The sequence below is a fragment of the Streptomyces sp. NPDC059142 genome (assembly GCF_042755665.1).
Classification (GTDB): domain Bacteria; phylum Actinomycetota; class Actinomycetes; order Streptomycetales; family Streptomycetaceae; genus Streptomyces.
Genome location: NZ_JBHZDA010000022.1, coordinates 12097 through 31060, shown reverse-complemented (window position 1 = coordinate 31060; position 18964 = coordinate 12097). Strand labels below are relative to the sequence as shown.

General features: G+C 73.2%; 16 protein-coding genes and 1 pseudogene. 10 read left to right on the top strand and 7 right to left on the bottom strand.

From position 1 onward, the window contains the following. The first annotated feature begins 60 nt into the window (after positions 1–60). Positions 61–1545, top strand: coding sequence for a hypothetical protein (locus ACFXPK_RS11390; protein WP_385074125.1), 1485 nt, complete (start codon positions 61–63; stop codon positions 1543–1545). A 43-nt stretch (positions 1546–1588) separates the two neighbouring features. On the opposite strand, the gene hutI is transcribed toward ACFXPK_RS11390, so the two are convergent. The 4 genes and pseudogenes from hutI to hutU all read right to left on the bottom strand — a co-directional run. After that, positions 1589–2767: an imidazolonepropionase gene (hutI, locus tag ACFXPK_RS11385; RefSeq protein ID WP_385074122.1), complete on the bottom strand. Its 1179-nt coding sequence runs from the start codon at positions 2765–2767 to the stop codon at positions 1589–1591. Between the two features lie 152 nt (positions 2768–2919). Further along, positions 2920–4383 (bottom strand): formimidoylglutamate deiminase, encoded by a 1464-nt coding sequence (locus tag ACFXPK_RS11380; protein ID WP_384992352.1) that lies wholly within the window; start codon positions 4381–4383, stop codon positions 2920–2922. Beyond that, a complete protein-coding gene (locus tag ACFXPK_RS11375) occupies positions 4380–5735 on the bottom strand; it encodes an allantoate amidohydrolase (protein ID WP_385074119.1) in 1356 nt (451 codons plus the stop codon). Before ACFXPK_RS11375 ends, ACFXPK_RS11380 begins: the two co-directional genes overlap by 4 nt. A 119-nt stretch (positions 5736–5854) precedes the next feature. Next, positions 5855–7507: pseudogene (hutU, locus tag ACFXPK_RS11370) on the bottom strand (urocanate hydratase); the annotation flags it as partial. Positions 7508–7658: 151 nt separating this feature from the next. Between hutU and ACFXPK_RS11365 the strand changes: the two are divergent. The 5 genes from ACFXPK_RS11365 (at position 7659) to ACFXPK_RS11345 (ending at position 11738) form a co-directional block, all read left to right on the top strand. Then, a complete protein-coding gene (locus tag ACFXPK_RS11365) occupies positions 7659–9023 on the top strand; it encodes a diaminopimelate decarboxylase (RefSeq protein ID WP_385074116.1) in 1365 nt (454 codons plus the stop codon). 192 nt (positions 9024–9215) lie between these two features. Then, positions 9216–9779, top strand: a complete 564-nt coding sequence (locus tag ACFXPK_RS11360) for a hypothetical protein (RefSeq protein WP_385074113.1) — start codon at positions 9216–9218, stop codon at positions 9777–9779. A gap of 146 nt (positions 9780–9925) precedes the next feature. Then, positions 9926–10669 (top strand): transcriptional regulator, encoded by a 744-nt coding sequence (locus tag ACFXPK_RS11355; RefSeq protein ID WP_384992402.1) that lies wholly within the window; start codon positions 9926–9928, stop codon positions 10667–10669. Between the two features lie 130 nt (positions 10670–10799). Next, the gene (locus ACFXPK_RS11350; RefSeq protein ID WP_385074110.1) at positions 10800–11192 is read left to right on the top strand and encodes a roadblock/LC7 domain-containing protein; all 393 of its coding nucleotides are present in this window, start codon (positions 10800–10802) and stop codon (positions 11190–11192) included. 171 nt (positions 11193–11363) lie between these two features. Continuing rightward, a complete protein-coding gene (locus ACFXPK_RS11345) occupies positions 11364–11738 on the top strand; it encodes a hypothetical protein (RefSeq protein WP_384992363.1) in 375 nt (124 codons plus the stop codon). 45 nt (positions 11739–11783) lie between these two features. Here ACFXPK_RS11345 and ACFXPK_RS11340 read toward each other — a convergent pair whose 3' ends face one another. The 3 genes from ACFXPK_RS11340 to ACFXPK_RS11330 all read right to left on the bottom strand — a co-directional run bounded on the left by ACFXPK_RS11340 (position 11784) and on the right by ACFXPK_RS11330 (position 15028). Continuing rightward, a complete protein-coding gene (locus ACFXPK_RS11340) occupies positions 11784–12350 on the bottom strand; it encodes a hypothetical protein (protein ID WP_385074107.1) in 567 nt (188 codons plus the stop codon). Positions 12351–12510: 160 nt separating this feature from the next. Beyond that, positions 12511–13347, bottom strand: coding sequence for a MurR/RpiR family transcriptional regulator (locus ACFXPK_RS11335; protein ID WP_385074105.1), 837 nt, complete (start codon positions 13345–13347; stop codon positions 12511–12513). A 10-nt stretch (positions 13348–13357) separates the two neighbouring features. Continuing rightward, on the bottom strand, positions 13358–15028 hold the full coding sequence (locus tag ACFXPK_RS11330; protein WP_385074197.1) for an aromatic amino acid ammonia-lyase: 1671 nt from the start codon (positions 15026–15028) through the stop codon (positions 13358–13360). A gap of 174 nt (positions 15029–15202) precedes the next feature. Between ACFXPK_RS11330 and ACFXPK_RS11325 the strand changes: the two genes are divergently transcribed. The 4 genes from ACFXPK_RS11325 (at position 15203) to ACFXPK_RS11310 (ending at position 18766) form a co-directional block, all read left to right on the top strand. Then, on the top strand, positions 15203–16420 hold the full coding sequence (locus ACFXPK_RS11325) for an ABC transporter ATP-binding protein (protein ID WP_385074102.1): 1218 nt from the start codon (positions 15203–15205) through the stop codon (positions 16418–16420). Beyond that, complete coding sequence (locus ACFXPK_RS11320) at positions 16417–17082, top strand: ABC transporter permease (protein WP_384992373.1); 666 nt, start codon at positions 16417–16419, stop codon at positions 17080–17082. The genes ACFXPK_RS11325 and ACFXPK_RS11320 overlap by 4 nt, the downstream gene beginning before the upstream one ends. A 6-nt stretch (positions 17083–17088) precedes the next feature. Next, the gene (locus ACFXPK_RS11315; RefSeq protein ID WP_384992376.1) at positions 17089–17754 is read left to right on the top strand and encodes an ABC transporter permease; all 666 of its coding nucleotides are present in this window, start codon (positions 17089–17091) and stop codon (positions 17752–17754) included. A 67-nt stretch (positions 17755–17821) separates the two neighbouring features. Continuing rightward, positions 17822–18766 (top strand): ABC transporter substrate-binding protein, encoded by a 945-nt coding sequence (locus tag ACFXPK_RS11310; protein WP_385074194.1) that lies wholly within the window; start codon positions 17822–17824, stop codon positions 18764–18766. The last annotated feature ends 198 nt before the right edge of the window (positions 18767–18964 follow it).

Here is an 18964-nt window from a genome sequence, read left to right as displayed (position 1 = left end):
CGAGTACCGTGGAGAACAGTCTGATGATGAAAGCCATGAACGCTTGGGGGAGTTGGACACATGGCGAGTAATTCCCGCACACCCAACACCGGCCTGGCCGGTCTGCTGGCGCAGGCGAAGTGGTCCCGCGCGCAGTTCGCACTGATCGTCAACCGCATCGGCGCCGAGGCCGGGCTCGAACTCCACTACGACCAGTCGGCGGTCTCCCACTGGGTCGCGGGCACCATGCCCAAGAACCAGGTCAGGCCGCTGATCGTGGAGGCCTTCGCACGGAAACTCGGACGTCCGGTCACCCACTCGGAGGCCGGCCTTCCCGTCGTACGGTCCGCTCGTTTCGCCCCGTCGTCCGGGGAACTGCCAGGCACTTCCGGCTCTTGGGGCCCCTCGGTCGCCGGCGCCGCGGACGCCTCGGGCGGCGTCCGTTCCGCGGGCTCCTCCGGCGTCTCCGGTCTCTCCGGCGGCCCCGGCACCCCCGGTGCCAACACGCTCGAAGAACTGGTCGACATGGGGAGAGCAGACATGGATCCGTCACGCCGCGGCCTCATCGCGGCGGGTCTGTTCTCCGCCGCCGTCGTCGTTCCGCTCTTCCCCGATCTGGCCCACTCGGCGACCCCTTCGCCCCCCGCACCGGGAAAGCGGACCGTACGTATAGGCGCGCCGCAGGTACAGGCCGTACGCACAATGACGGACCGGATAGCGGACATTCTGGATGAACTCGGGGGCGGTCACGCGCGCCCGATGGCCGCCGCCTTTCTGGTGAACACGGTCATGCCGTGGCTCAAGGCGGAGGCGGCCGAGTCCGTACGCAACGACATGCTGGCCGCCGCCTCCGACCTGGTCTACCTGACCGGCTGGATGGCGATGTACGAGCGGGCCCACGGACTGGGCCAGCAGTACTACCTCCGGGCCCTGGAGCTGGCCGGTTCCGCCGGGGACCACGTCACGTACTGCCGCACGCTGCGCGGCATGTCGCTCCAGGCGTCGAACCTCGGGTACGGCAAACGGGCGCTGGAACTGGCCGACTCGGCGGCCGAGGCGTCACCGAAGGCCGAGCCGCGGCTCCAGGCGTTCCTGTCCGGGCAGCAGGCGCACGCGGCGGCGATGGTCGGGGACCGGCGGCAGGCGTTCGGCCGGCTGCGTCAGACGGAGGCCGCCCTGACCAAGGCGGACAACCGGCGCGATTCCGTCGGCGGGTACGACAGGACCGCGTATCTCTTCCATGTGTCGCACGTGCTGTACGAGTTCAAGGACCTGCCGGGTTCGATCACCGCGCTCCAGCAGTCCTTGCAGGTGCAGCAGAAGCACGAGCGGCAGGGCCGCGTCCACTTCCTCGCCGTCCTGGCGCAGCGCCAACTGGAGCTGGGGCATCTGGAGGCGGCGTGCGGGAGCTGGTGGCAGTTCCTGGACGACTACGAGCACGTCTCGTCGGCCCGGGGGGACGAGCACTTCGAGACGATGCGGCGCAGGCTGCGGCCGTACGCGAAGACCCTGGCGGTACGGAGGCTGGGGCCGAGGATCGACGAGGTCGCCGCCCTGAAGGGGTGAGGGGGCCGGTGCGTTTCGCCCCTGAGGGTGAGGCCGGGCGCTGTCAGTGGACGCGGACGCCGCTCCGCCAGACCGAGGAGACCAGCGGGACACCGGGCCGGTAGGCGAGATGGACATGGCTCGGTGCGTCGAGGAGGGCCAGGTCGGCGCGGGCCCCGGGGGCGAGCCGGCCGATGTCCGTCCGGCGCAGGGCCGCCGCGCCGCCCGCCGTCGCGGACCAGACCGCCTCGTCCGGGGTCATGCCCATGTCGCGTACGGCGAGGGCGACGCAGAACGGCATCGAGGAGGTGAAGGACGAGCCGGGGTTGCAGTCGGTGGAGAGCGCGACGGTCGCGCCCGCGTCGAGCAGCCTGCGGGCGTCCGGCCAGGCGGCGCGGGTGGAGAACTCGGCGCCGGGCAGCAGCGTGGCCACGGTGGCGCCCTGCGCGAGGGCGTCGACGTCCGCGTCCGTGAGATGCGTGCAGTGGTCGGCGGAGGCGGCGTCGAGTTCGACGGCGAGCTGGACGCCGGGGCCGTACGAGAGCTGGTTGGCGTGGACGCGGGGGTGCAGGCCCCTGGCGCGGCCCGCGGTGAGGATCGCGCGGGCCTGGTCGCCGTCGAAGGCCCCCCGCTCGCAGAAGACGTCGATCCAGCGGGCGTACGGGGCGCACGCGTCCAGCATCTCGCCGGTGACCAGGTCGACGTACGCGGCCGGGTCGGCGGCGTGGTCGGGCGGGACGATGTGCGCGCCGAGATAGGTGACCTCGTCGGTCTGCTCCCCGGCGATACGGAGGGCACGGGCCTCGTCGGCGGCGGTCAGCCCGTAGCCGGACTTGGTCTCCTGCGTGGTGGTGCCCTGCCGCAGCGCCTCGGCGAGGTAGCGCGCGACGTTGGCGGACAGCTCGGCGTCGGTCGCGGCGCGGGTGGCGGCGACGGTGGTGCGGATGCCGCCGGCGGAGTAGGCGCGGCCGGACATACGGGCGTTGAACTCCTGGGTCCGGTCGCCCGCGAAGACCAGATGGGAGTGGGAGTCGACGAAGCCGGGGAGGGCGGCCCGGCCGCCGGCGTCGACGACGTTGTCAGTGGCGGGTGCTTTGCTTGATTCACCGACCCAGGCGACGCGGTCGCCGTCGATGACGACGGCCGCGTCCTGGATCAGACCGATGGGGGTTCCGTCACCGAGAGAGGGGTCGTTGGTGACCAGACTGGCGATGTTGGTGATGACGGTCGTGGTCGTCGTCATGGGAAGAATGATCTCCTTGGACCGTAGTGGCCGTGCGGGCCATGACTACCGTGACGGCTGTGACGGCCGTACTGGCTGTGACGGCGGTGACAGTCGCGGCGGCCGTACTGCCGGGGGCGCGGGTCGTGGGGTCGGCGGCCCGGGGCGGGGGGTCAGCCGCGCAGGGCGGCGATGGACCGGTGGAGGGCTGCCGGGACGTCGGGGATCAGGGCATGGGTTCCGTCGCGTACGACATGACGGCCGCCCACGACCGTATGGCGTACATCAGCGGCGGAGGCGGCGAATACCGCGGTCTCCGCTCCGAGCCGTGGCAGCGAGCCCGCTGTTCTGACGGAGTCCAACGCGATCGTGACCAGGTCGGCGAGCGCGCCGCGTTCGATACGGCCCGCGTCGGGCCGGCCGAGGGCCGCGTGGCCGTCGGCGGTGGCCGCGCGCAGCAGCGCCGCCGCCGTCCAGTGGCCGCGGCGGCGGGAGCGCAGCCGCTCGTTCAGCTCCATCGCGCGCGCCTCCTCGAAGAGGTCGACGACGGCGTGGCTGTCGCTGCCGAGGGAGAGCGGCGAGCCCGCGCGCTGGAGGCGTTCGGCGGGGCCGATGCCGTCGGCGAGGTCGCGCTCCGTCGTGGGGCACATGCAGGTGCCGGTGGCGGTGGCGCCCAGCAGGGCGATGTCCTCGTCGGTGAGGTGCGTGTTGTGGACGCCGGTGGTCCGGGCGCCCAGGACGCCGTGGTCGGCGAGGAGCCGGGCGGGGGTGCGGCCGTGGACAGCGAGGCATGCCTCGTTCTCCGCGGTCTGCTCGGAGAGGTGGACGTGCAGCGGCGCCCTGTGCTCCTCGGCCCAGGCGGCGACGGTGGCGAGTTGCTCGGCGGGGACGGCGCGTACGGAGTGGACGGCCGCGCCGATCAGCGTCCGGTCGCTGTCCTCGACGGCCGAGGCGAGTGCGGAGACGCGCTCCGCCCAGGCGGTCGCGTCGCCGTCGGAGAAGCGGAGCTGATGCTGCTCGGGGGGCTCGCCGCCGCGCCGCTTGGCGATGCCGGAGGAGAGATAGGCGGTGTCGAGGAGCGTGATCCGGATCCCGGCCTCGGCCGCCGCGGCGATCAGGGCCTCGCCCATGGCGTTGGGCTGGGCGTAGGGCGTGCCGCCGGGCGCGTGGTGGAGGTAGTGGAACTCACCGACGGAGGTGATGCCGGCCAGCGCCATCTCCGCGTAGACGGCGCGGGCGAGGGTGAAGTACGAGTCGGGGGTGAGCCTGGCGGCGATCCCGTACATGATCTCGCGCCAGGTCCAGAAGGTGCCGGAGCCGACCTGGACGGTGGAGCGCAGGGCGCGGTGGAAGGCGTGGGAGTGGGCGTTGGCCAGGCCCGGGAGGGTCAGGCCGCGCAGGACCGTGGCGCCGGGGGGCGGCGTGGTGACCTGGGTGCGTACGTCGCTGATCCGGCCGTCCGTGACGCCGACCGCCACGCCGGGCTCGACGTGGGGCCGGCCGTCGGTGAGCCAGGCGTGCTCCAGCCAGTAGGTGCGGGCCGGTCCGGGCGGCGCGTCGGGGCCCGTGGTCCCGGTGGACGCCTCGGGGCGGGCGGTGGCCCTGGTCCTGCCCGGGGCCGCGGTCGGCTGCGTCATGCGCACGCGAGTCCTTCCAGTACGTCGGCGAGGGCCAGCACTCCGGCCGCGCAGTCGTCCTCGGTCGCGGATTCGGCCGGGGAGTGGGAGACGCCCGTGGGGTTCCGTACGAACAGCATGGCGGTCGGGATGGAGCCGGACAGAATCCCCGCGTCGTGTCCGGCGCCGGTACCGAGCACGGGGATCCCACGGCGCCCGGCCCTGGCTCCCCGGGCTCCGGCCCCGGCCCCGGCTTCCCCGGCCCCGGCTCCCCCGGCCGGGTCCGTGCCGGTCGCGGTAGCGGGGTGGCGGCCGAGGATACGGGCGAGTTCGTCCCGCAGAGCGTGCTCGAACTCCACGACGGGGGTGAAGGACTCCCGTACGACCTGTACATCGATGCCCGCGCGGTCCGCGGCCTCGCGGGCGGCGGCCTCGATCGCGGCGACGACGGTGTCCAGGGCGGACTGGTCGGCGGCGCGGGAGTCCAGCCAGCCGCGTACGAGGGAGGGGATGGCGTTGACGCCGTTGGGTTCGACGGAGATCTTGCCGAAGGTGGCGAGGGCGCCGGCGAACTCCGCCTCGCGGCGGGCGGCGAGGACGGTCTCGGCGTACGTCAGCATCGGGTCGCGGCGGTCGGCGAGACGGGTGGTGCCCGCGTGGTTGGCCTCGCCGTGGAAGTCGAAGCGCCAGCGGCCGTGCGGCCAGATCGCGGACGCGATGCCGACGGGGTCGCCGGAGAGGTCGAGGGCGCGTCCCTGCTCGACGTGGAGTTCGACGAACGCGCCGATCCCGGCGAGGCGTTCGGGGTCGGGCCCGAGGGTGGCGGGGTCGTACCCGGCGGCCTCCATCGCCTTCGGCAGCGGGACGCCGTCGCCGTCGCGCAGCTCATGGGCCTGGGCGGCGGTGAGCCGTCCCGCGGTGAGCCGGGAGCCGACGCAGGCGAGACCGAAGCGGGCGCCCTCCTCGTCGCCGAAGTTGGAGATGGCCAGGGGTCTGGTGAGCCGCGCTCCCCTGCGCCGGAGTTCGTCCAGCGCGGCGAAGGAGGAGACGACACCGAGCGGCCCGTCGAAGGCGCCCCCGTCGGGTACGGAGTCGAGATGCGAGCCGGTGACGACGGCGTCCCCGGCGAGGGGGTCGCCGAGCCACGCCCACTGGTTGCCGTTGCGGTCGACCTCGTAGGCGAGGCCCCGGTCCTCGGCCTGCGCGCGGAACCAGGCGCGGCAGTCGGCGTCGGCGGCGGTCCAGGCGTAGCGGCGGTAGCCGCCGCTGCCCGGGTCGCGGCCGAGGGGGGCGAGGTCGCGCCACATCTCCTGGAAGGAGGCGGGGGCGGAGGGCGCGGCGGGGGCCGGGGGGCGCGGTTCGGAGGAGGTCATGCCGTGGCGCCCTCGGCCGGCGCGGCGGCGGGCCCGTCCCCCCGGGCGTTCTCCCGTCCGTCCCCCCGGGCGCCTTCCCGTCCGTCCGCCCCGCTGTCCGCCGGTCCGTCTTCCGGTGCGCCCTCCCGCATGGGGATACGGACGCCGCGCTCGTCGGCGACCGTCTCCGCGAGGTCGTAGCCGGCGTCGACATGGCGGATGACGCCCATGCCGGGGTCGTTGGTCAGCACGCGGCGGATCTTCTCGCCCGCGAGCGGGGTGCCGTCGGCGACCGTGACCTGGCCCGCGTGGATCGAGCGGCCCATGCCGACACCGCCGCCGTGGTGGAGGGAGACCCAGGAGGCACCGGAGGCGACATTGACCATGGCGTTCAGGAGCGGCCAGTCGGCGATGGCGTCGGAGCCGTCGAGCATGGCCTCCGTCTCGCGGTACGGGGAGGCGACCGAGCCGCAGTCCAGGTGGTCGCGGCCGATGACGAGGGGCGCGGCGAGTTCGCCGGAGGCGACCATGTCGTTGAAGCGCTCGCCCGCCTTGTCGCGCTCGCCGTAGCCGAGCCAGCAGATCCGGGCCGGCAGGCCCTGGAAGTGGACGCGCTCGCCCGCCATCTTGATCCAGCGGTGCAGGGACTCGTTCTCGGGGAAGAGGTCGAGGATCGCCCGGTCGGTCTTGTGGATGTCCGATGCCTCGCCGGAGAGCGCCGCCCAGCGGAACGGGCCCTTCCCCTCGCAGAAGAGCGGCCTGATGTAGGCGGGCACGAAGCCGGGGAAGGCGAAGGCGCGCTCGTATCCGGCCAGTTGGGCCTCGCCACGGATGGAGTTGCCGTAGTCGAAGACCTCGGCGCCCGCGTCCATGAAGCCGACCATCGCCTCGACGTGCCGGGCCATCGACTCACGGGCGCGCCGGGTGAAGTCGGCGGGCTTCTCGGCGGCGTACGTCGCCATGTCGTCGAAGTCGACGCCGAGCGGCAGATAGGCGAGCGGGTCGTGCGCGGAGGTCTGGTCCGTGACGATGTCGACGGGCGCGCCCTCGGCGAGCATGCGCGGCAGCAGTTCCGCCGCGTTGCCCAGCAGCCCGATGGAGAGCGGACGGCGGGCGTCGCGCGCCTCGGTGGCGAGCTGGAGCGCGTGGTCCAGGCTGTCGGCCCGTACGTCGAGGTAGCGGTGCTCGATGCGGCGGTCGATGGCGCGCGGGTCGCAGTCGATACAGATCGCGACCCCGTCGTTCATGGTCACGGCGAGCGGCTGCGCGCCGCCCATGCCGCCCAGACCGGCGGTGAGGGTGATCGTCCCGGCGAGCGTGCCGCCGAACCGCTTCGCGGCGACGGCCGCGAACGTCTCGTACGTGCCCTGGAGGATGCCCTGGGTGCCGATGTAGATCCACGATCCGGCGGTCATCTGGCCGTACATGGTGAGCCCGAGGGATTCGAGCCGCCGGAACTCCTCCCAGTTGGCCCAGTCGCCGACCAGGTTGGAGTTGGCGAGCAGCACGCGCGGCGCCCACTCGTGCGTCTGCATGACGCCCACGGGCCGGCCGGACTGGACGAGCATCGTCTCGTCCTGCTTGAGCGTGCGCAGCGTACGGACCATGGCGTCGAAGGAGCGCCAGTCGCGGGCCGCCTTGCCGGTGCCGCCGTAGACGACGAGCTTGTCGGGGTGTTCCGCGACCTCGGGGTCGAGGTTGTTCTGGAGCATCCGGAGGGCCGCTTCCTGCTGCCATCCCAGGGCGCTCAGTTCCGTACCGCGCGGTGCCCGTACCGGCCGGGGTCCTGACATGGCGGGTGCCTCCTCCGTGACGCTCCTGCTGGACGATCCTTTTGGACGATCCTGTTGGACAATCTATTCACATCCTGGCCGGATGAATAGAAGTAGTCAACCACTGCGCCGCGGGCCCCCGGATGATTGGCTGGCGTCCATGCCTTCAGACATGCCTCCGAAGACGCCCCCGCACCCCTCCGCCGCCCGCCGGGACCGGGCGGTACGGGCCGCGGTGGAGCAGGGGCTGATCAGCGACGCGACCCCGCTCGTGGCGCTGCTCGACGTGGCCGGAATCCGTGGATCGGCCGCCGCGCTCCGTGCCGCCTTCGCCGAGGTCACGGCCCCCGGCACGTCCGTGCTGCACGCCTTCGCCGTCAAGGCCGCGCCCCTCGTGCCCGTGCTGCGGCTGCTGGCCGCGGAGGGCGTCGGCGCCGAGGTCGCGAGCCCGGGGGAGCTCGCGCTCGCGCGCGCCGCGGGGGTACGGGCCGACCGCACCGTCCTCGACTCCCCCGCCAAGACCGTCACGGAGCTGCGCGAGGCGTTCGCGCTCGGCATCGCCGTCAACGCGGACAATCCGCAGGAGCTGGCCCGTATCGACGCCCTGGCCGGCACGGCGCGGGCCGGCGGCGCGCCCGTCCCGCCCTGCGGGCTGCGGGTCAATCCGCAGCTCGGCGCCGGGTCGATCGGCGCGCTCTCCACCGCCACGGCGACCTCCAAGTTCGGTGTCGCGCTGCGCGACGAGGGCGCCCGCGCCTGGGTGGTGCGGGCGTATCTGGACCGTCCGTGGCTCACCCGGCTGCACACCCACTCCGGCTCGCAGGGCGTCCCGCTCGACCTGATGGCCCACGGCGTACGGACCCTGTACGAGCTGGCGGAGGAGATCAACGCGGCGGCCGGCCGCCGTCAGATCGACACCCTCGACATCGGCGGCGGCCTCCCGGTCAACTTCGCCTCCGACGAGGAGACGCCCACCTACGCCGCGTACACCCGGCTCCTCGGGGAGACCGTGCCGGGAATGCTGGACGGGCGGTACGCACTGGTGACGGAGTTCGGCCGTTCACTGCTCGCCAAGCACGGCACGGTCCTCTCGCGCGTCGAGTACGCCAAGTCCGCCGGGGGCCGGCCCATCGCGGTGACCCACGCGGGCGCGCAGGTCGCCACCCGTACGGTCTACGCCCCGGCCGCCTGGCCAGTACGTATCGCCGCCTACGACGCCGAGGGGCGGCCCAGGCCGGGCCCCGCCGTGGCGCAGGACATCGCGGGACCGGCCTGCTTCGCGGGCGATCTCCTCGCGGAGAACCGTCCGCTGCCGCTGCTGGAACAGGGCGATCTGGTCGCCGCGCTCGACACGGGGGCGTACTTCTTCACCGCCCACTACTCCTACAACAGCCTTGCCAGGCCGGGGATTCACGGCTTTGTCGTGAAAGCGGGTACCGGTGCCGAGGTGCGCTTCGCTACCGTACGGGGACAGCAGTCGACCGACGAGATCGTGGCCGAGTCGGGCGGCGCGTACGGCGACGCGCTGCTGGACTGAGGAGCGGAAGTACGGGCGCCACCGGGCCGGATCCCATCACATCCGGTCTTCTTCTTGCCAACTGTCTCCGAATCGCGTGCATGTTCCGATGGAAAATGCCAGAACGCCCACCCCTCGCGCGGACGTTGCGTAATCTCGCGGTTACTGCCGTACGGCAGTGCGCCCGCACGCCCGGCAGGGAGGGGAGTCCGCGTGCCCGGAATCGATGCGTGCCTGGAAGAGGCCATGAGCCTGCCGGGAGCGCGCGGCGCGGCGATCGTCGACTGGACGAGCGGGCTCGCGCTCGGCACGGCGGGACAGTCACCCAACGGCGACCACGAGGCCACGGCCGCCGAGACGGCCGAACTGGCGCGCGCCGCCGCCGAGTACACGGCCTTCGCACCCGAGCCGCCCGAACCGCCCGAACCGTCCCCGCCTTCCGAGCCGCCCGAACCGTCCCCGCCTTCCGAGTCAGCCGGAACACCGGGCAGGGCGCCGGGCGGAACGCCGAACGGCGGGCAGGACGAGGGCCAGAACGAGGGCCAGGGCAAGGGTCAGGGCGAGGGCGAAGGCGGGCGCCGGGGAAAAGGCCGTAAAGGCCCGCCCGTCCAGGACCTCATCGTCACCACCCGCACCGGCTATCACATCCTCACCTTCGTCGAGACGACCTTCGACAGCAGCGTCTTCCTGCACCTCTGGATGGACCGCGACACCGGCAACCTCGCCCTCGCCCGATTACGCCTCGGCCGCCTCGCGGAACGGCTGGTGCTGGGATGACCTCGGCGAGACCCCCGCGCCCCTCTGGCACGTCCGGCACGTCCGAACGCTCCGGTATATCCGGCCACTCCGGCATATCCGGCGCCTCAGGCCCGTCCGGCCCCTCCGGAGGCTCCGGCCCCTCCGGTGGCTCCGTCCTCTCCCCGATGCTCGTGCGGCTCGCCGGGGAACGCGCCACCGGCGCCCTGCTCCGCGACCACGGCACGCTCTACCTCACCGACGGCCGTGTCGTGCACGCCGAGAGCCCCGCCGCCCCCGGGATCGACGTCCTCCTCACCGCCGGTGGCAGGCTGCCCCGGGCGGGCTGGGAGGAGGCCGTGGACCAGGCGGGCACCCGCCGCGAGGTCGGCAGATTCCTCGTCGACAGCGGCCGGATCCACAACGGCGAGCTGGAGATAGCCCATACGGGCGCGCTCTTCGACGCCGCCTTCTTCGCCCTCGCCCCCGCCAGCGGCCCCACCCGCTTCCGCTACGGGGTGGCCCACTGGATCGGCTCCGTACGGCCCGTCACCGCGACGGCCGTGGAGCGCGAGACCCTGCGGCGGCGCGAACTCCTCGACCAGGTCTGGCCGTACGCCGCCGTCGACACCGCCCCCGTGGTCGCCCGAAGACCGGCACCCGGCCAGGCGGTCACCCGCCGGCAGCGCGCGCTGCTGGAGCTGGCCGACGGCGTACGGACCCCCGTGGCCATCGCCTGGACGCTGGGCAGGCCCGCGTTCCACACCCTTCTCGACATCCGCAGGCTGGCCGCGGCCGGCCTCGTCGAGACGCCCGACGACCCGTCGTCGGCCCCCCACGCGACGGTTCCCTCCTGGGTCGCGACGGTCTCCGCGGCCCCGGACATCGCCCTGTTACGCCGGCTCCGCGACGCACTGGAGGCAACCCTGTGACCTTCCGCCCCATCCACCGAGACTCCGAGGGTCCACGGCCGGGAACGGGCCCGTGCGGCCTCGTCCGAGCAGGCCGCGCCACGGCGTCATGAGGCGTGCTCTGCGGGCGCGCGCCGAGAGGAGACAGCTCATGACAGCGGAGGCCGACGTACTCGGCGAACTCAGGCGCCTTCGGGCCCGACTCCCGCAGCTCACCGGGTCCCTGGCGGCCAGCACCGACGGTCTGGTGCTGGCCCAGGACACCGCCGACGTGGAGGCCGAGGGGGTCGCCGCGCTCACCGCCGCCGCGCTGGGCGTCGCCGTGCGGCTCACGGACGCCACCGGGCAGGGCGCCTTCAAGGAGCTGCTGGTCCGGGGCGAGCTGGGGTACGTCGCGACCTACGCGGCGGGATCCTCGGCGGTTCTGACACTTCTGGCTGAACCCAGGACCAATGTGGGCAGACTCCATCTGGAGGCTCGCCGGTCGAGCGCCCGGATCGGCGAACTGGTCGACGGCGCCCTCGAACGGCTGGAGAACGCCTGACCCATGGCCTCCTCCAGCCCCCAGTGCCCCTCGTCCCCCTCCAGCTCCTCCGGGAGTTCCTCCGGCAGCTCCTCCGGCTCCTCCACCCCCTCCCCCTCACGCAGAACACGCGCCCCCCGGCCGTCCGGAACACCCCGGGCGTCCGTACGACGGAAAGGAAGTGCGACGTTCATGGCCAACACCGAAGCCGCCCTCAAAGAAGCGGTCACCACCATCGAAGGGGCCCTCGGGGCCGCCCTCGTCGACTACTCCAGCGGCATGGCCCTCGGTACGGTCGGCGGCAGCAAGGATCTCGACCTGACCGTCGCGGCGGCGGGCAACACCGATGTGGTCCGGTCGAAGGTCCGCACCATGGAACTGCTCGGCCTCAAGGACGAGATCGAGGACATCCTGATCACCCTCGGCAGCCAGTACCACCTCATCCGGCTGCTCAAGGGCCGTGGCAACAGCGGACTCTTCCTCTACCTGGCGCTGGACAAGGCGCGGGCCAATCTGGCGATGGCCCGCCACCAGCTCGGCAAGATCGAGAACAGCCTGGAGGTCTGACCCGGCCCGGAGGCTCCCGCCGGGCCCCCGGGGGTCCGCCCCTGTTCAGCGACGACGCCGTGCCCCGCCGGGCACGGCGTCACCCGCGCCCAGCCCCGTCGTGCGATACCCCTTCACCTGCGCGCCGACCGGCCGCCCCTCCCCCGCCCAGTCGGTACGGACCCACAGCAGCGCCTCGTCCCGCTCCTCGCGCCGCCCCAGCCAGCCCGCCTTGAGCCAGAGCCCGGTGCCCGCGCCCGCGAGGGCCAGCCCCACGGCGATCGGCACCGCGAACGAGCACGCCACCGCCGCGAGGAACGCCCCGAGCAGCCACCACCGGTGGGCGCGCCGCCAGTTCCGTACCGTCACCGCCCGGTCCTGGAGGAAGTCGAACTTCCCCGCGCGCGTCGCCGCGTCCGCCCACCCGGTGTACCGGCGCCTCCGGACGAGGACGACCACCGCCGCGCAGACCAGGAAGAGCGCGGCGCCCGCGTATCCGCCGACGCGCCGCCCGGTCAGCCCGGGAATCAGGAACCCGATCCCGGCCGCCAGCACCCCCAGCCACCACAGAGGGGCCGCCCCGGCCCGTACGACCACCGCCACCCGTACCAGAGACTGTCCTGCGCGCCCCACGGCCTGCCGCCTCCTCAAGCGTGTCAACTGTGTGGCGGCAGATTAATGACGGACTCTGAGCGTTTCCTGAGAACCAGCGGAACGCACGCCTCCGGCAGCCGCGTGCACCGGTACGCCGGAGCGCCCGGCCGTCGCCGCGCGAGCGCGCCCGTACGCCCGCTCACTCCACGAAGAGCCCCCGGGCCGCGGCCCGCGTGTCGAACTCCTCCAGGCGCGCCTGCGCGTCCGGCAGCCCGTCGCACATCGCCTCCAGCAGCACCCGGCCCAGCAGCATCGGCGCGCACGCCGTGTCGAAGGCGAGGCCCGTGCCGACCGCCGCCGGGATCAGCAGGTCGCTGTGGGCGGCGACCGGGGCGAAGGCCGAGTCCGCGACCGTGACCACCGTCAGCCCCGCCGAGCGGGCGTACGCCAGCGCGTCCACGACCTCCTTCGGATGGCGCGGCAGCGCGAAGCAGAGCAGCGCGCTCGCGCCCGCGCTCCGCGCCGTGTCGATCCGGTCGGGGAGCATCGTGCCGCCCTCGTCCAGCAGCCGTACGTCCGGGTGGACCTTGGCCGCGAAGTAGGCGAAGCCGCGCGCCTGCGAGGAGGCCGCGCGCAGACCGAGCACCGGGAGCGGCCGGGAGCCCGCGAGGAGCTTGCCCGCGCGCTCCACGGGCGCGGGGTCGGCGAGCAGCTCGGCGAGCCGCCGCAGGTTCTCGATCTCGCCGCGCACGGCCTGCTGGTACTCGTTGTACGGGGTCTCCCCCTCGGCCTGTCCGCCCGGCGCGACCTCGCGCAGGTGCCGGCGCAGCGCGGGGTAGCCGTCGAAGCCGAGCGCGACCGCGAAGCGGGTGACGGAGGGCTGGCTGACCCCGGCCAGCTCCGCCAGCTCGACGCTGGACAGGAACGGCGCGTCCACCGCCTGGCGCACCATGCTGTGCGCGATGCGCCGCTGGGTGGGGGTGAGGCGGTGGCCCTCGAAGAGCTGCTGGAGCCGGGCGGCGGGGCTGTCGCTCATGCGAGATTCCTCAATTCCCTTCGTGGGGCCGGTCGTGGCGGGCCGGCGGACGGGCGCTCAGGTCGCCGGCCAGCTCCGTGAACCGGTCGAGCAGCGTGGCCGCCGCCGTCACATCATCGGTCAACGGCCGGTCCGCCACCTCCTCGTCGAGTACGGACTCGGCCAGCGCATACGCCCTGCCGACCGGCAGCTCCGGTTCGGGACGCAGCCCGCGCTGGCGCAACGCCCTTACGGCGGCGACGAGTTCGCAGCCGACGACCAGGCGGTACGGGTCCGCGAGCCGCAGTGTCTGGCGGGCGGCGAGGGAGGCGAAGCTGGCCTGTTCCTCCACGCCCCGGGAGAGCACCGCGTGGCCGAGCGAGGCGGGCGCGGAGAACGCCCGCAGATCGCCGAGGGCCGCGCCCGCCGCGTACTCCAGGATCATCACGCCGGAGCTGGCGGGTTCGGCGTCGGCGAGGAAGGGCCGCAGCCGGGTGAAGCCGGGCTCGTTGAGCGCGGAGAGCCGGGAGGTGGAGAGCCGCGCGGTCTGGACGAGCGCGAGCCTGAAGTGGTCGAGCGCCAGGGCGATCTGGGCCAGGTAGAAGCCGCCGTGGTGGTACGCGGCGGGCAGCGGCTCCGCGTCCGTGCCGGGGCGGATCAGCGGGTTCTCGGCGGCGGCGTTGATCTCGACGGCGAGGGCCCGCTCCAGCGCGTCGGCGGCGTCGCGCGCGGGGCCGTGTATCTGCGGGACGCAGCGGAAACCGTACGGGTCCTGGATACGGCCGAGCGGCGGCCCCGGCCGTTCGGGGGCGCCGAGGATCGCGCGCAGGTCGGCGGCGACGGCGTAGGAGCCGGGGTGCGGGCGCGCGGCGTGCACGGGTTCCGCGTACGCCTCGTACGAGCCGTCGACGGCCAGCAGGGAGAGCGCGGCGACGAGTTCGGTGGCGGCGACGAGGCGGCGCAGTTCGTCGAGGGCGAGCGCCGCCTGGCCGAGGGTCAGTGCGTTGCTGCTGATCAGGGCGAGGGCGTCGTTGTTGTCGAGGGGCTGCGGGGCGGGCGGCGGGCCGCCCCGCCCGCAGTAGCCGCCGCGCGCTCCCGTGGACCGCCCGCCGGTCCGTACGCCGGGCGGGCCTCCCTCGTCCTCGCCGGGGAGCCGCCAGGGGTGCTCGCCGGCGAGGGCGAGGCCCATCTGCGCGAGGGCGGCGATGTCGCCCGTGCCGACCGAGCCGAACGCGTGCACCAGCGGGTACGCGCCGGACTCCAGGGCGTCGCAGAGCGCGGTGACGACGGTGGGCCGCAGCCCGGCCCCGCCCGCCAGAAGCTGGTTGGCGCGCACGGCGAGCATGGCGCGGACCTCGCGGGCGGGCAGCGGTTCCCCGATGGCCCCGGCGTGGCTGCGCAGCAGGCGCAGCCCGTGGTCGGCGGCGGCCTCGGTGGGCACGGCCTCGGAGCGGTTGGCGCCGACGCCGGTGGAGCGCCCGTACACCCGCCCCGAGGCGGCCAGCTCGCGGGCGACGTGCCAGCTCTGCTCGACGCGCTTGATCGCCTCGGTTCCGGGTACCGGTCGGGCGGCGCCGTCGGCGAGCCGGACGATGTCGGACACCGGGAGGCTCTGTCCGTCGAGCACGACAATGGATGGAATAGTCGTAGTGGCCGGACTCGTACCCCCACCACCCTCTGGGTCCGTCATGCGGGACGACATCATGCTCAAACGCCTCTTTTCGGACCTCGCGTCTCGCCCTGCGGTCATCCGTAACCTGTGATTTACGCGCAGGCATTGACAATCTATTCAGAGAACAAGAACTCTGCATGACTATATGCAGCGAGGCAAGAGACGCGGGTACGGGACGCGGGCAGGCGACTCAAGGGACTACTGATGATCACATTCGACGCGGTGAACAAACGCTTCCCCAACGGCACCACGGCGGTCCACGACCTGACGCTGGAGATGCCCGAGGGGGGCATCACCGTGCTGGTCGGCTCCTCCGGGTGCGGCAAGACCACCACGCTCCGCATGATCAACCGGATGGTCGACCCGACCTCCGGCACCATCCGGCTGGGCGGCAAGGACATCCTCGACCAGGACGCCGCCGAGCTGAGACGGGGCATCGGCTACGTCATCCAGCAGTCGGGGCTCTTCCCGCACCGGACCGTCCTGGACAACATCGCGACGGTGCCCCTGCTGCTCGGCTGGGGCCGCAGGAAGGCACGGGCACGGGCGGCGGAGCTGCTGGAGACCGTGGGGCTGGCGGCGGACGCCGGCAAGCGCTACCCGCACCAGCTCTCCGGCGGCCAGCAGCAGCGCGTCGGCGTGGCCAGGGCGCTCGCCGCCGACCCGCCGGTGCTGCTGATGGACGAACCGTTCGGCGCGGTCGACCCGGTGGTACGGACCCAGCTCCAGGACGAGCTGCTCCGCCTCCAGCAGGAGCTGAACAAGACCATCGCGTTCGTCACGCACGACATCGACGAGGCGGTACGGCTCGGCGACCGCATCGCGGTCTTCCGCACGGGCGGCCATCTCGTCCAGTGCGCCGCCCCCGCCGAACTGCTGGCCCGCCCGGCGGACCCGTTCGTCGCCGACTTCCTCGGCGCGGAGCGCGAGCTGAAGCTGCTGTCGCTGACGACGCTCGACCGGGTGCCGGTCCAGCGGGCGACGACGGTACGGGAGGACGCGCCGGCGCCCGCGCGCGGCAGCGGCCCGCATCTGGTCGTCTCCGCGAAGGGCGAGCCCCTGGGCTGGCTGGACCCCGACCGGGGCGCGGGCCCCGGCACGGGCCCCGCGCACGCGGAACGCATCACGCCGGTACGGCCGCTGCGCGACACGGACTCGCTGCTCGCGGCGCTGAACGAGTCGATCGCCTCGCCCACGGGGCAGATAGCCCGGGTCGACGCGGACGGCGTGCTGACGGGGGTCACCTCGCGCGAGGTGATCCACGAGCACGCGGGACGCAGCCACCGCGAGGCGGCGGCGCCGGTCCCGGCCGCAGCGGCGCCGGCAGCGGCGGCGTCCGCCTCGGAGGCCGGGCCCGCGGCGGGCTCCTCCGCCGGGGATCCGTCCGCCGGGGACCCCTCCGCCGAGGACGCGGCCGTATGACCATCCAATGGTCGTGGATATCCGACCACGCGGGCGATCTCGCCACCCTCACCGTCTCGCACCTCCAGGCCGCCCTCACCGCCGTCCTCCTCGGCCTGCTGGTCTCCCTCCCCCTCGCCGTCCTCGCCCACCGGGTGCGCCCGCTGCGCGGGTTCCTGCTCGGGCTCTCGAACGTGCTGTTCACGATCCCGTCCATCGCGGTCTTCGTGCTCCTCCTCCCGGTCTCCGGGCTGACCAGGACCACCACCGTGATCGGGCTGACGATCTACACGCTGGTCGTTCTCCTGCGGAACACGGTCGAAGGGCTCGACTCCGTGCCGGTCAAGGCCCGGGAGGCCGCCGTGGCCATGGGGACACGCCCGCTCCGTACGCTCCTCACCGTCGAGCTGCCACTCGCCCTCCCCGTGATCATGGCGGGCGTGCGGATCGCCACGGTCATGTCCATCTCCCTGGTCAGCGTCGCCACGTACATCGGTGACGGCGGCCTCGGCCAGCTCTTCACCGACGGGTTCCAGCGCAACTTCCCCACCCCCGTGGTGGCCGGCGTCGTGCTGACCCTGCTGCTCGCGCTGGTCGCGGACGCGGTTCTGGTCGGCGTCCAGTACGTACTCACCCCCTGGACGAGACGGCCCGGTCGCCCCAGGACGAGCGGGAAGGTCTGACCCGGCATGTACGAACTCTTCGAGAACCTCGGCTCCTGGCTGACCGCGGGCGAGCAGTGGGCGGGGTCCGACGGCATCGGCCACCGGCTCGCCGAGCACCTCCAGTACTCGCTGCTCGCGACCCTGATCGCCGCCGTGATCGCGCTGCCCGTCGGGCTGCTGATCGGGCACACGGGGCGCGGCGCGTTCCTCGCGATCAACCTGTCCTCCTTCGGCCGCGCGCTGCCGACGGTCGGTCTGGTCGTGCTGGTCTTCCTGGCCAGCGGGCTCTCCATGACGCCGGTGTACGTGGCGCTGGTGGCGCTCGCGGTCCCGTCGATCGTGACCAACACGTACGCGGGGATGAGCGCGATCGACCCGGAGGTGAAGGACGCGGCGCGGGGCCAGGGCATGCGCGGCCACCAGGTGCTGTTCCAGGTCGAGATCCCGCTCGCGCTGCCGCTGATCATGACCGGGCTGCGGCTCGCGCTGATCCAGGTGGTCGCGACGGCGACGATCGCCGCGTACGTCAGCTTCGGCGGTCTGGGCCGGTACGTCTTCGACGGTCTCGCCCAGCGCGACCTCGTCCAGGTGCTGGGCGGCGCGGTGCTGGTCGCGGTGGTCGCCGTAGTCCTGGACCTGGCGCTCGCCGGGCTCCAGCGCCTCCTGTTCCGCCACCGTACGCCCGCGTGAACCGCTGGACCGCCCCTCCTCCACCTTCTCCGTACCCCTCCCGGGAGACCCACCCATGAACGCACCGATGAACCGGCGCACCCTCCTCGGCGGCCTGTTCGCCGCGGCCTCCGTCCCCGTGCTCGCCGCGTGCGGCGGCGGCATCACCTCCCTCGACGGGCAGAGCGCGGCCGGCGGGAGCGGGGGCGGCGGCTCCAGCGCGGACGGGCTCACCATCGGCACCGCCAACTTCACCGAGAACCAGATCCTCGGCTACCTCTACGCGTCCGTCCTCGGCGCCGCCGGGGTGAAGACGAAGGTCCGCCCCAACCTCGGCACCCGCGAGATCCTCATCCCCGCGCTCAAGGGCGGCGACATCGACCTGCTCCCCGAGTACCAGGGCGCGCTGCTGCACTACCTCTCCCCCAAGGCCACCGCCACCGAGGAGGGCGACATGCAGAACGCCCTGGCGGTCGCCCTCCCGGCGGGGCTCCAGGTCCTCCCGTACGGGAAGGCCGAGGACTCCGACGCCTTCGCCGTCACGCGCGCGACCGCCGAGAAGTACGGGCTGCGGACCCTGGCGGACCTGAAGAAGCAGAACGGGAAGCTGGTCGTCGGGGCGGCGCCCGAGGTGAAGAAGCGGGTGGTGGGCGTCGTGGGGCTCAAGGAGGTCTACGGCGTGGAGTTCAAGGAGTTCAAGTCGCTGGACTCCTCGGGGCCGCTGGTCAAGGGGGCGCTGAAGAAGGGGGACGTGGACGTCGCCAACCTCTTCACCACGGACACCGACATCGCCGACGAGGGCTGGGTGGTGCTCACCGACCCGAAGAACCTGATCCCCGGTCAGCACATCGTGCCCCTGATCGCCGACCGCAAGGCCGACTCGGCGGTGCGCAAGGCGCTGGCCCGGCTGGGCAACGCGCTGTCGACGGAGGATCTGACGGAGCTGAACCGCAAGGTCGACAAGGACAAGAAGGACCCGGAGGACGTGGCGAGGCAGTGGACGGCCGAGCGGGGCCTGACGAAGAAGTCCTGACGGAGACGTCCCGACGGAGACGTCCCGACGGAGACGTCCCGACGGAGACGTCCCGACGGAGACGTCCCGCGGAGAGGGAGGGCTTCGGCGCCGCGACGGATCGAGCGGCACGTCCCCGGACGGAGGGGCGCCGGGCGGGCCCGGGCAAAGACGGGGGGTAGCCCCACTGACCGGGGCCCGTCCGCTTCGTACCGTACC

Excerpts from the sequence above, each read along its gene's own strand:
- ACFXPK_RS11390 (WP_385074125.1), top strand. The coding sequence starts at position 61 with ATGGCGAGTAATTCCCGCACACCCAACACCGGCCTGGCCGGTCTGCTG.
- hutI (WP_385074122.1), bottom strand. The coding sequence starts at position 2,767 with ATGACGACGACCACGACCGTCATCACCAACATCGCCAGTCTGGTCACC.
- ACFXPK_RS11380 (WP_384992352.1), bottom strand. The coding sequence starts at position 4,383 with ATGACGCAGCCGACCGCGGCCCCGGGCAGGACCAGGGCCACCGCCCGC.
- ACFXPK_RS11375 (WP_385074119.1), bottom strand. The coding sequence starts at position 5,735 with ATGACCTCCTCCGAACCGCGCCCCCCGGCCCCCGCCGCGCCCTCCGCC.
- ACFXPK_RS11365 (WP_385074116.1), top strand. The coding sequence starts at position 7,659 with ATGCCTCCGAAGACGCCCCCGCACCCCTCCGCCGCCCGCCGGGACCGG.
- ACFXPK_RS11355 (WP_384992402.1), top strand. The coding sequence starts at position 9,926 with ATGCTCGTGCGGCTCGCCGGGGAACGCGCCACCGGCGCCCTGCTCCGC.
- ACFXPK_RS11350 (WP_385074110.1), top strand. The coding sequence starts at position 10,800 with ATGACAGCGGAGGCCGACGTACTCGGCGAACTCAGGCGCCTTCGGGCC.
- ACFXPK_RS11345 (WP_384992363.1), top strand. The coding sequence starts at position 11,364 with ATGGCCAACACCGAAGCCGCCCTCAAAGAAGCGGTCACCACCATCGAA.
- ACFXPK_RS11335 (WP_385074105.1), bottom strand. The coding sequence starts at position 13,347 with ATGAGCGACAGCCCCGCCGCCCGGCTCCAGCAGCTCTTCGAGGGCCAC.
- ACFXPK_RS11330 (WP_385074197.1), bottom strand. The coding sequence starts at position 15,028 with ATGTCGTCCCGCATGACGGACCCAGAGGGTGGTGGGGGTACGAGTCCG.
- ACFXPK_RS11325 (WP_385074102.1), top strand. The coding sequence starts at position 15,203 with ATGATCACATTCGACGCGGTGAACAAACGCTTCCCCAACGGCACCACG.
- ACFXPK_RS11320 (WP_384992373.1), top strand. The coding sequence starts at position 16,417 with ATGACCATCCAATGGTCGTGGATATCCGACCACGCGGGCGATCTCGCC.
- ACFXPK_RS11315 (WP_384992376.1), top strand. The coding sequence starts at position 17,089 with ATGTACGAACTCTTCGAGAACCTCGGCTCCTGGCTGACCGCGGGCGAG.
- ACFXPK_RS11310 (WP_385074194.1), top strand. The coding sequence starts at position 17,822 with ATGAACCGGCGCACCCTCCTCGGCGGCCTGTTCGCCGCGGCCTCCGTC.